11 protein-coding genes are annotated in these 11631 nt (G+C 64.1%); 9 read left to right on the forward strand and 2 right to left on the reverse strand.

The window, feature by feature from the left end; genetic code table 11:
- The 9 genes from EOA28_RS10960 to EOA28_RS11000 all read left to right on the forward strand — a co-directional run.
- Positions 1-465 (forward strand): NAD(P)-dependent oxidoreductase (locus EOA28_RS10960; protein ID WP_281060898.1); only part of this gene is annotated, 465 nt, incomplete at its 5' end.
- Between the two features lie 16 nt (positions 466-481).
- Positions 482-1195, forward strand: coding sequence for a GntR family transcriptional regulator (locus EOA28_RS10965; RefSeq protein WP_189342006.1), 714 nt, complete (start codon positions 482-484; stop codon positions 1193-1195).
- Entirely contained in the window at positions 1192-2424 is a 1233-nt protein-coding gene (locus tag EOA28_RS10970; RefSeq protein WP_128314887.1) for a LacI family DNA-binding transcriptional regulator, read from the forward strand. Before EOA28_RS10965 ends, EOA28_RS10970 begins: the two co-directional genes overlap by 4 nt.
- Before the next feature lie 32 nt (positions 2425-2456).
- Positions 2457-3557, forward strand: a complete 1101-nt coding sequence (locus EOA28_RS10975; RefSeq protein ID WP_127250247.1) for an ABC transporter substrate-binding protein — start codon at positions 2457-2459, stop codon at positions 3555-3557.
- Between the two features lie 44 nt (positions 3558-3601).
- Complete coding sequence (locus EOA28_RS10980; protein ID WP_127250248.1) at positions 3602-4441, forward strand: ABC transporter permease; 840 nt, start codon at positions 3602-3604, stop codon at positions 4439-4441.
- Positions 4438-5247, forward strand: a complete 810-nt coding sequence (locus EOA28_RS10985; RefSeq protein ID WP_245463301.1) for an ABC transporter permease — start codon at positions 4438-4440, stop codon at positions 5245-5247. Before EOA28_RS10980 ends, EOA28_RS10985 begins: the two co-directional genes overlap by 4 nt.
- 42 nt (positions 5248-5289) lie before the next feature.
- Positions 5290-6309: an arginine deiminase family protein gene (locus EOA28_RS10990; RefSeq protein WP_127250249.1), complete on the forward strand. Its 1020-nt coding sequence runs from the start codon at positions 5290-5292 to the stop codon at positions 6307-6309.
- The gene (locus tag EOA28_RS10995; protein WP_127250250.1) at positions 6310-7368 is read left to right on the forward strand and encodes an ABC transporter ATP-binding protein; all 1059 of its coding nucleotides are present in this window, start codon (positions 6310-6312) and stop codon (positions 7366-7368) included.
- Positions 7369-7433: 65 nt separating this feature from the next.
- Positions 7434-8795, forward strand: a complete 1362-nt coding sequence (locus EOA28_RS11000) for a M24 family metallopeptidase (RefSeq protein WP_127250251.1) — start codon at positions 7434-7436, stop codon at positions 8793-8795.
- A 258-nt stretch (positions 8796-9053) separates the two neighbouring features.
- Here the strand turns inward: EOA28_RS11000 and EOA28_RS11010 are convergent, their stop codons facing one another.
- Positions 9054-11102 carry a flotillin family protein gene (locus EOA28_RS11010; RefSeq protein ID WP_127250252.1) on the reverse strand — a complete coding sequence of 683 codons (2049 nt, stop codon included), beginning with the start codon at positions 11100-11102 and terminating at the stop codon, positions 9054-9056.
- A gap of 264 nt (positions 11103-11366) precedes the next feature.
- The coding region (locus EOA28_RS39550; RefSeq protein WP_210214935.1) for a hypothetical protein at positions 11367-11631 on the reverse strand (265 nt) is incomplete at its 5' end.

Raw genomic sequence — 11631 nt, forward strand, 5'->3', positions numbered from 1 at the left:
GTCTCGGGCTGGTCGCGCACGCCCCGCGAACGTGTCGGCGTGACCGCCTTTCATGGCGAGGGCGGACTGGTTCCGGCCGTCACGGGGGCCGATCTCCTTGTCAACCTGCTGCCGTCCAACCAGCACACGCGCGGCATTCTCGACGGGCGGCTCTTCGCCCTGCTGGCGCCGGGTGCCTATGTGGTCAATCTGGGGCGTGGCGATCATCTCGACGAGACCGCGCTCAGGCAAGCGCTGGACAGCGGCCATGTCGCCGGCGCCTGGCTCGACGTTTTCCTCCAGGAGCCGCTGCCGGCCGATCATTGGGCCTGGGCGCATGAAAGCGTGCGCATCACACCCCATTGCGGCGGCCTGCCAACGCCCGAGGGGACCGCGGCCGCGATCGCGGAGGCGATCAAAGCGCTCGACGATCCACGAAATCCGCTGGTTTCCGGCAAACCGCTTCTTGACTCCCAAAAATCCTGAATGCCAGTATACAGATATGCTAAAGCTGAACGCGCCAATCCTGACCGAGCAGACCGAGCGACGGAACACGATTTCGGCCAAGGCCTATCAGGAACTGCGCGAGGCGATCATCACCGCGCGTGTCCTGCCGGGCGCGAGCCTTGCCGAGACTGACGTCGCGCAGGCGATGGGCATCAGCCGCACACCGGTGCGCGAGGCCTTCACCCGGCTCTTCGACGAGGGGTTGATCGAGATTTCGCCGCAAACCGGCACCCGCGTCTCGCTTATCGACATGACCCGGGTCCGCGAGGCCGTGTTCATCCGCTCGACCCTGGAAAGCGCGGTCATCGCCAACAGCGGCGTCCATCCGGATCCCGGCACGCTCGACGAAATCGAGCTGTCGTTGCGGGCACAGGAACGGCTGGTCGACAGCGACGACATGGGCGCCCTGCATCGCGCCGACATGGCCTTCCACTCGGGCCTGACGGCTGCCTTCGCGCATCCCCGCGCCTGGGCTGCCTGCCAGCATATATCGGCGGACATGATGCGCGTTCAGTTCCTGATCGGCATGAAGCCGGATCACATCCGCTCGATCATCGCGGAGCATCGCGCGATCCTCGATGAAGTCCGTGCCGGCAAGACTGGCGAGGCCGCGCGCCTCATGGCCGCGCACATTCGCAATGTAGACTGCGACCAGGCCACCCTCAAGCGCGAGCATCAGGAGTTCTTCCGTGCGGGAGACGTTCTGTGATCGCTCCCGTCCCTGCCCTCGCCTTGTCAGGTCCGGAGCCGGCGGCCTCTTTTTTTTGGGCGGTCTACGAAACCGGTTTACCAGCCAAGTTCAACATCATCCTGCCGGGAGCGTTGAAGCGTTTGTCGGATCGATTGAAGATCACCATCCGTGATGTCGCGCGGGCGGCGGGCGTCTCGGTAACCTCCGTGTCGCGCCATCTCAACGGCCGCATCAGCCTGCCCGACTCGACAGCGCTGAAGATCGAGCAGGCAGCTGCGCGCCTCGGTTATCGTCCCAACGCCATTGCCCGGCGGCTGACGCGCGGCAGCAGCGAGACGCTCGGCCTGATAACCTCGGACATCGCCTACCCGCTGTTTGCCGCCATCGCCTCCGCATCCGAAGCGGAGGCGGCGCGGCACGGCTACAACCTGCTGATGCTCAACAGCCGCAACCTGGTGGATCATGAGCTCGCCTTCCTGGCGCGTATCGAGGACCACCAGGTGGACGGCATCCTGCTTCTCACCAACCATTCGGACGACGGCCGGCTGGTCAAATGCATCAACCGGACCGGCGGCGTGGTCCTGCTCGACGAGGATGTGCCGGGCGCCCGGGCGCCGCGCCTGTTTGCCAGGAACGCCGACGGCGCCCGCATGGCAACCAGCCACCTGATCGAGAAGGGCCATCGCCGCATTGGCGCGATCGCCGGCCCGCATGGCCTGCTCAGCACGACCGAGCGGCTCTCCGGCTATGCCGAGGCGCTGGAAGCGGCGGGCATGGCGGTCGACAACCGGCTGGTGGTCCATTGCGACTATGATGAAAACCAGGCTGTCGGCGCTTTCAAGGAGCTGTTCGAGCAGCCGGATCCGCCGACCGCCGTCTTCACCTGCGGCGACATGCTGGCGCTTGGCGCCATGCGCGCGGCGCGCGGCATGGGCCTGCGCATTCCCGAGGATGTCTCGCTCATCGGCTTCGACGACATCAGCAATGCCGACCTTCTTTCGCCGGCGCTGACGACGGTGCGGCAGTCTCCGGCCGAATTCGGCCGGCGCGGCGTCGCCATGCTGCTGGACCTCATCACAGGCAGAAAAACAGAAGCGGTCACCGAACGCATCGGCGTCGAGCTCGTCGTCCGTGCATCGGTCGCGCCGCCATCAGGCCGCCGGCTACGGCGGTCTGCAAGCAATACCGGTTCCGAGCCGCCAACCGGCGGCTTGGCGCCGGCCCGGGAGGAAGTCACCGAAAACTAGGACTCCAGACGGACCTAAAAAGGGGAACAGCCATGTCCAGCAACCGCTTTGGTCAAGACGCAGCGTTAATAGCAATCGAGAAGTTCAAATCCGGTCGGATCGACCGTCGCTCCTTCCTTACCGCCATGGCCGGCCTCGGCCTCGCTGTCGCGATGCGGCCCGGCGCAGCATCGGCGGAAGCCAATGAGATCGTCGTCTGCAATTGGGGCGGCGCCGCGCTCGACGCCTTCCAGAAGGCCTATGGCGAGCCCTTCACCAAGAAGTCGAGCATACCGGTCGTGATCGACGGCGCCGGCCCGGAGACGGGAGCGATCCGCGCAATGGTCGATTCCATGAATGTGACCTGGGACGCCACCGACGGCGGCATGACCGACGCGCTCGTGCTCGGCAAGGGTGGCTATGTCGAACCGATCGACTACTCGATCGTCGACAAGAGCCTGGTCGGCGACGGCCTCGCCGCCGAATTCGGCATCTGCAACTACACCTATTCCAACGTGCTCGCCTACGATTCCAAGAAGCTCTCGACCGCGCCCGCCAGTTGGGCCGACTTCTTCGATCTCGAGAAATTCCCTGGCAAGCGCACGATGTGCAAATGGATCCAGGGCCAGCTCGAGGCGGTCCTGCTCGCCGACGGCGTCAAGCCCGAGGATATCTATCCGCTCGACGTAGACCGCGCCTTCAAGAAGCTGGAGCCGCTTCTGCCGAACCTGATCTTCTGGGAGTCGGGCGCGCAGAGCCAGCAGCTCTTCCGTGACGGCGAGGTGGTGATGGGCAACATCTGGCACACCCGCGCCAACCTGCTGCGCAAGGAGAACCCCCAGTTCACCTGGACCTGGAACAACAACCTGATGTTTGCCAGCGCATGGTCCGTGCCGAAGGGCAACCCCGCCGGCAAGAAGGTGTTCGACTTCATCAACTCGTCGATGGAGCCGGAAGGCCAGATCACCCTGCTGCGCATCATGGGGAACGGCCCGTCCAATCCCAAGGCGCTCGCTCTCATGACCGAGGAAGACAAGGCGGTCTATTCGCTGGCGCCGGAGAACGCCAAGACAGGCTTGAAGATCTCGGCCCAGTATTACGCCGACAACGAAGCCGCGCTGCAGAACAAGTTCCTCGATTTCATCTCTCGCTGACCAGGGACGGCCACCGGCTTCCAGCCGGTGGCCGGGTAGCCGCCATGTCGTCTTTCCAGCGTTGGGCCTTCGGCCTGACGGTACCGGCCGCGCTATTGACGATCTGTCTCTACGTGGTCCCCATCCTTCAGGTGCTGGCGCTCTCATTCACCGAGCCGACCTTCGGCTTCGGCAACTATGTCGAGATGTTCGGCAGCGCCGCGATCGGGCGGGTCGTGCGCACGACGATGATCGTCTCGGCGGTGACGACCGTACTGACGATCGTCATGAGCTATGCGGTCGCCTTCGCGCTGGTCCACATGCGGCCGGCCGCGCGCCGCGTCGCGCTGTTCATGGTCATGGTGCCGTTCTGGGTCTCGGTGCTGGTGCGCGCCTTTGCCTGGATCACCATCCTGCGCCGCAACGGCGTGCTCAATTCGGCGCTGGTCGGCAGCGGCGCGATCGCCGAGCCGCTGGAGCTCGTCTACAATCAGTTCGGCGTGATCGTCGGCATGGTCCACTACATGATGCCGTTCGCGATCCTGCTGCTCTACACCAACCTTTCCGAAATCGACCCGCGCATCATCCAGGCAGCGCGATCGCTTGGGGCGAGGCCCGTCACCATCTTCACCCGCGTCTGGCTGCCGCTCAGCCTGCCCGGCCTTGCGATCGCCAGCCTGTTCATCGTCATCTTCTCGCTCGGCTTCCTGGTGACACCGGCCATTCTGGGTGCCGGCCGCGTGCTCATGGTCGCCGAATATATCTCGGTGCAGATCTCCTCAACCTTGCGCTGGGGGGTGGCAACCGCCCTCTCCACGACGCTGTTGCTTGTCGTCGGGGTGCTGGTCGCGGTCGCCGCGCGCAGTCCCGCGCTTCGCGCCGCCTTCGAAGGCGGACGCCGATGAGCTTGCGTTTGCGTCGCATAGGCGAGCGCTGGCTGCCCTGGACCTTGGCATGGCTGCTGCTTGCCTTCCTCTTCGTGCCCGTGCTGGTGGTCGTGCCGGTGGCGCTGACGGCGAAGGACTATCTGTCGTTGCCGACCACTGGCATCTCATTCCAGCACTTTGCCTCGCTTGCGGACTGGCGCGCCGGCTGGCTGCCGAGCATCCTGACCAGCCTGGGCATAGCGCTCGCCTCCAGCATCGCCGCAACCGGCGTGTCGGCGGCCTTCGCCATCGGCGCCTGGGTCTATGCCGGGCGATGGCCCTCGACCCTGCGCATCATTCTGCTTTCGCCGCTTATCGTGCCGCCGATCATCTACGCCGTCGGCATGGTGCGGCTGTGGTCGAAGCTGTCGCTGCTCGACAGCTGGCTCGGCGTCACCATCGTCCATGTCATCCTGGCGATGCCGCTTGCCGTTCTGGCGATCGGCGCCTCGCTGTCGAACCTCGATCCACGCCTCGTCCAGGCCGCGCGCTCGCTGGGCGCCCGCCCGCCCACCGTCTTTGGCAGGGTGATCCTGCCCAATATCCTGCCGGGCACGATCGCCGGCGCCATCCTGGCCTTCATCGTCTCCTGGGACGAGATCACGGTGACGCTCTTCATCACCAGCCGTCGGCTGGTGACGCTGCCGCGCAAGATATGGACAAGCATCGCCGACGCCGTCGACCCGGCGCTGGCCGCCATCGCCACCGTCATGCTCGTCATCACCATCATCTGCCTGTTGCTGCGCATGACCGTATGGGAGCGTCTTGCGCAGCGCCGGTCGTGAACCCCTCATCCAGTCCACAAGTTAAGAAAGGAAACCAAGGACATGTCAGCACACACCGCCGCTATGAGCGAACACGAATATCGCGAGGCGAAGTTCTTCCAGACATTCGGATCGGTGCCGACGCCGGCTTTCCACGATCCCGAGGAACAGACGCGGGTCTGGGGGCGTCCATGGGGCTGCACCAACGATGTCGGCAAGCTGCGCGCGGTGCTGATGCATCGCCCGGGCGAGGAGATCAACATCGTCGACAAGAACAAGCCAATGCCCGAGATCGGCGGCTTCGGCGACCCGGAGAAGGGTTGGTACTTCATGGGTAAGACCCCGCCGGATCTCACCGCCATGCAGGCCGCCCATGACGCCTTCACCGCGCTGCTTCGCTCGGAAGGCGTCGATGTGATCCTCACCGAGAAGGCGGCGCCCGGCGCGCTCAAATCGACCTTCTGCCGTGACAGTGTCATCGGCGTCAAAGGCGGCGCCATCGTCACCCGCCTTGCCCGGCGCGCTCGCCGCGGCGAGGAACTGATGGTCACCCAGGCCCTGGCAAAGGCCGGCTGCCCGATTCTGGGAACGTTGCATGGCGAAGCGGTGTTCGAGGGTGGCGGCTTCGCGCTGATCGACGAAAAGACGGCGGTCTGCTCGCACTCCGTCGCCTGCAACGAGGAAGGTATCCGCCAGGTCGAGATGATCCTGAACAGCCTCGGCGTCGAGCTGATCAAGGTGCCGATGCCGGGCTATCGAATCCACATCGACGGCAGCTTCATGATGATCGATCACGAGACCGCCATCATCAACATCAACGAGCTCCCTTACTTCTTCATCGACCGCCTCAAAAAGCGCGGCATGAATCTGATCGAGCTGCCGCCCGAGGACAATGCCTTCTCGCTGAACTGCCTGGCCATCGCGCCTGGCAGGGTCGTCATGCATGCCACCCGTACTCCCCGGCTCGCCGAGCGGCTGGACAAGGCCGGCATCACCATCTTGACGCTCGACTATGAATGCATCGAACTGAACGGCGGCGGCATCCATTGCTCGACAGGGCCGCTCGCCCGGGACCCGAACTGAATGGCTTTCCTCGACATCCGCACGCTTCGCAAGGCCTACGGATCGGCAATCGCGCTCGACGGCGTCGACCTGTCGATCAACGAGGGCGAATTCGTGACCTTGCTCGGCCCATCCGGCTCGGGCAAGACAACCCTGCTGATGTCGATCGCCGGTTTTACCAGGCCGGACTCCGGAACGATCCTGCTCGACGGCGCCGACATCACCGGCGTCGATCCCGAGGACCGCAACTTCGGCCTGGTTTTCCAGGGTTATGCGCTGTTTCCCCATCTGTCGGTGGCGAACAACATCGCCTTCCCCTTGCGCGTGCGCAAATGGGACAACGCGCGCATCGCCGCGCGCGTTGATGAAGTCATGAAGCTGGTCGGCCTCGACCAGCTCGCCGCACGCAAGCCGCGCGAACTGTCCGGAGGCCAGCAGCAGCGCGTGGCCATCGGCCGCGCGCTTGCTTTCGGACCGAAGATCCTGCTCCTCGACGAGCCTCTCTCGGCGCTCGATCGCAAGCTGCGCGACGCCATGCAGCGTGAGCTGAAGCGTCTCCACCAGGAAACCGGCGTCACGTTCGTTTTCGTCACGCACGACCAGGAAGAGGCCTACGCCATGTCGGACCGTATTGCCGTCTTCCAGAACGGCAACATCGTTCAGATCGGCAGTCCGCGCGAAATCTACCGGGCGCCGGCCTCGCGCTTCGTCGCAGGCTTCCTCGGCGGCAACAACATCCTGTCGGCTCAAACGGACGGCGCGCAACTCGATCTTTTCGGCATCCGCGTGCCGATGCCCGCCGCCTATGACCGGACGCGTCACGGCGACGGCGCGATCACGGTCTGGGTCCGCCCGGAAGACATCACCCTCGGTGATGTGGCGCCTGGCTCGGTCTCCTTCTCCGTCACGGTCGCGGACGTGTCCTTCGTCGGCACGTCGGAACGCGTCACCGTCATCACGGCCGACGGCCAGGAACTGAGCGTGCTCACGCCCTCCGCGATCGCCCGCGAGTTGACCCCCGGCAGCACGGCAACCTGCGCCCTCCTGCCGTCGGCCATCGGATTTCTGGCGCGCGAATAGCACCCCTGCCACCCAAGCCGGTCGTCCATCGCGGCGCCATCGGCATAGCATCAACGAGGACAGAAATGACCGTCACCCTGCGCAACGTGGACATCCCGGATTTCGGCCTTCCGGTCGAGCGCCCCGCCATCCCGGCCGCGACATATGAAACGCGCTGCGCCCGCGCCATCAACAAGTCCGGCGCCGACTGGCTGGTCGTCTATGCCGACCGCGAGCACGCCGCCAACATCGCGTTCCTGACGGGCTTCGAGCCTCGCTTCGAGGAGGCCCTGCTGCTTCTGGGCAATGCAGGCCAGCGCATCATAGTCACCGGCAACGAGAACATCGGCTACACGCCGATCGCCGGCCTGCCCGGCATCGTCACGATGCTTGCCCAATCACTGAGCCTGATGGGCCAGGATCGCAGCCAGAAACCGGATCTTGTCGCAGTGCTGCGCGAAGCTGGGCTCGGGTCCGGCGACACGATCGGCCTTGTCGGCTGGAAATATCTCGAGAACGAGGAGTGGGATTTGGCGAAGCCGACCTTCTTCGCGCCGTCTTTCATCGTCGATGCCATTGCCGCGATCGTCGGGCCGTCCGACATCGTGGACGCCACCCGCGTGCTGATGCACCCGGTCGAGGGCCTGCGGGCCGTGGTCGACGCAGACCAGATCGCCGAGGCCGAATGGGGTGCGTCGAGGGCGTCGATGGCGGTCTGGCGGATCGTCACGGGCTTCAACCTTGGCGACAGCGAGCTCGCGGCCGCGTCCCGCATGGGCTATGCCGGCGAACCCATGAGCTGCCATCCGATGTTCGCCTCCAACGATGCGAGCGGCCCCGTCATCGGCCTGCGCAGCCCGACAGCCCGCGTGCCGCGGCGCGGCGAGGGCGCAACCACCGCGGTCGGGTACTGGGGTGGCCTGACGGCCCGCGGCGGCCTCATCGCCGAGGCCGACACCGCTTTCCTGGAGATGACCAAGGCCTATTTCGACGGACTGATCGCCTGGTATGAAACGGCCGGAATCGGTGTCGAAGGCGGCGCGATCCACGAAGCGGTGATCTCTACCCTGGCCCGTGGCAGGCTGCGGCCGGCCCTCAATCCCGGCCATCTGGTCGGCCTCGACGAATGGATGCATTCGCCTATACGTCCGGGCTCGAGCGAGCGCCTGGTCTCCGGCATGCCGTTCCAGGTCGACATCATTCCTGTCCCGATGCCCGATGGCGTGACGCTCAACTGCGAGGACGCCGTGACCTTTGCCGACGCGGGCCTGCGCGCGACAATCGCCGAGCGCTACCCGGCGCTCGCGGCGCGTTTCGCCGCGCGCCGGCGCTTCGTCGCCGACGAGTTCGGCGTCGCTATCAAGGACGAGATGCTTCTGCTGTCGGCCATCCCGCTTTGCCTGCCGCCATTCTGGCTGGCGTCCCAAAAACTGTTGGTACGGAACTGACTTAATGCATGTCGACCAAAAGTGCGCAGCGGTTTTGGGAGAACGACATGCATCAAAACAAAGACTTAAAGCGCGTCGCGCGAATCCGTTTCGACGCGACGCGCTTTAGTCGGACCTTGTCGAAGAAGAGGCCTGCCGCGCCGACATCGGCGCGGGGCCCTCGACCAGCATCGTGGCTCAGCCTGGCGCGGCGCCTCAAGGCGTAGACATTGCCCATCGACGCGCCACGCGAGATGGGCCGGTGCGACCGGCCCATCCTCAATCATTCCTCCTCAACGGGTCCGGGACCGCACCCGGCAGGTTTTGTCGTCCAACCCGGTCTGCGACGAGCATCGAAAGCATCATCTCGACGAGGCCGTTGGCGGCACCCTTCTCGCCGCCATTGGCGCCGATCTGGATCTGCGGCACGAGCGGCAGCCTGCCATTCTCGATCGCCTCGGCGAAGCGCATGAGAACCTGCGAGTTGAGCTGATAGTCCGGACCGCCGAAGGCCGCGACCTTCTTCTCGGTGGCCTCGGCCTCCGCCAGGCCAAGCGCGCGCACCTTCTCGGCCTCCGCGAAACCGGTCGCCTTGATGCGCTCGGCATCGGCAAGCGCGACAGCCTTGATCATATCGGCCTCGCCCTGGCCGGCGAGGCGCACCTTCTCCGCCTCCGCCTTGGCGGTGACCTGGATGGTTTCCGCCTCCTGACGGGTGCGGGCGAGTTGCGCCTTGCCCTCGTTCTCGCTGATCTCGATGGTAAGTGCCGAGGTCGTGATCTTGGCTTGCTGTTCGGCCAGCGCTTCTTTCTCACGCAAGGTGCGTTCCTGAGTGGCCGCCCTCTCCTGCAATTTGTAGGTCTCGACCTTTTCGACCGCAATCTGGCGCTCGCGCAGCTGTATCAGGATCTGCTCTATGCTGTTCTGGCCATCGGCGGCACGCGGCGTGCCAATCAGCACTTCCTGCAGTTCGAGGCTGTAGGAATTGAATTTTTCGCGCATCTCCTCGCCTGACTTGCGCTGGATGTCGCTGCGCTCCTGCAAGAGCTGGATCAGCGTCTTTGTCTGGGCGATGTTCTTGAAATAGGCGGAAACCATCGGATCGAGCGTCTGTTCGACCAGCCGCTTGATGTCACCGAAACGCTGCACCACCAGCGGCGCCTTCATATAGTCGATATGCACGACGACGGAGAGCGGCAGCACAGGCTCGAACGCATCCTTCGTGATCAGCGACACTTCGGACAGGTTCTCGTCCAGCCTGTGTTCGCCGAACTGCTCCTTCGTCCATTTGAGCACGAAGTTCGTGGTCGGCACGGTGATGATATTGCCGGCATAGGTATTGAACGCATACTTGCCCGGCAGCAGCGGCGTCGACCAGACACCGCGCGCGCCGATTTCGACCAGCTCGCCGTGACGGTACGCCTGCCCGGATATGTCCGCGCCGTGGCGGCCGTTATAGGAGACGACGACACCCACCGTGCCGACGTCGATGATCGTCTTCTCGACCAGTTCGACGGTCGCAAAGATGCGATTGAGGAAGTAGCTGCCGTCGGCCAGCACCTGCAGCTGCCGGCCACGGTAGCCACCGGCATTGAGAAACTTCTCCGGGTCCTGGAAATTGTTGTGGAAGTTCGGGTCGTTCGGATCGTTGGCCACGGTCGGCGCGATGATCTCGCCGTCCGGCAGGGCCGGACCGTCATGGATGGTGACGATACCGATCATGTCCTCGGCATTGTGGATGACGACCGGCTCAAAGCCGCCCCGCTCCGAGATCATGCTGGACATGTTGGAAAAAAGGCTTTGTTCCGACGAGCTCAGATTGACGGCATAGATCGACTGGGCGGTGAGCACGATGAATTGCGCGAGATTGATGGCATAGGTGCCTTCACGCAAGATCTTGCGCTGCGGTCCTTTCTGTCCGCCTTTTTCGAGAAACCCGCGCACATCCTGGAAATCGTCGGCATCTGTGTTGGAAGCAAGTGTCTGCGTCGGCGGCAGCGGCTTGCCGTCACGCGCAAAGACATAGCCGATCTGGCCCTGCGGGATGGTGACGAGATTGGCGCGGTGCATCGAGTATTGGAACGGCATGAAGAAATGCAGGCCGCCGCGCACGACTTCCGGCTGGTAGCCAGCCTCACGGTTGAGCGCTATGAAGCCATCACTGACGGAGCCGCGAAAGCTCCATAGTTTTTCCAGGATGCCGAGCCTGTCGTTCGGGATGTAGCGGACCATGCCGCTCCGCCAGAACAGGATCGCCAGCACGATAACCGGCACGGCGATCTCGATCGCCGTCCATTTCATCGGGCCGAGATATTCTAGGGCTTCCATGTCTTGTCTCCTAAGGGCGCGCGGGTTCGTTCACCCGGCCGCCACCCGGCTGGTGTTGATTGACAAAGCGGGGAGATTGCGCGCCGAGACGCTCGACGCACCAAGAGCGTGTCGAGCGTTCGGGCTGCTCATTGTTTGGGAAAGTGACCGCGCCTCCCGAGTCCCCCGTGAGAAAGGCGTGGCGTAAGCGATGTTACATCGGTGTTGCCTTGATAGACATAACAACGATGACGTAGGGATAGCGCCAACAGGTTTAAAGATACTTCACGCCGAAATCGTACAAGTATTTTCAACGCTTTGTTGCTTCGAAGCGTCGACTTCTAGAAATTGGCGGAGAGCGAAACGGCGCTCTTGACGGGTCAAAACATCGGCTCCCAAGCCGTCCTGGTGCGGAACCTGGGAACCACAAAAACCCAACGTGCTGCGTCGTTGCCGACGCAGAACATTGATTTCAAAAGGATTTTTCGAGCCTAGCGCCGCAGCGCGTAGACATTGTCCATCGACGCGCCACCCAGTGGCAGCGCCATGT

The sequence above is a fragment of the Mesorhizobium sp. M2A.F.Ca.ET.067.02.1.1 genome, assembly GCF_004023285.1.
GTDB lineage: Bacteria > Pseudomonadota > Alphaproteobacteria > Rhizobiales > Rhizobiaceae > Mesorhizobium.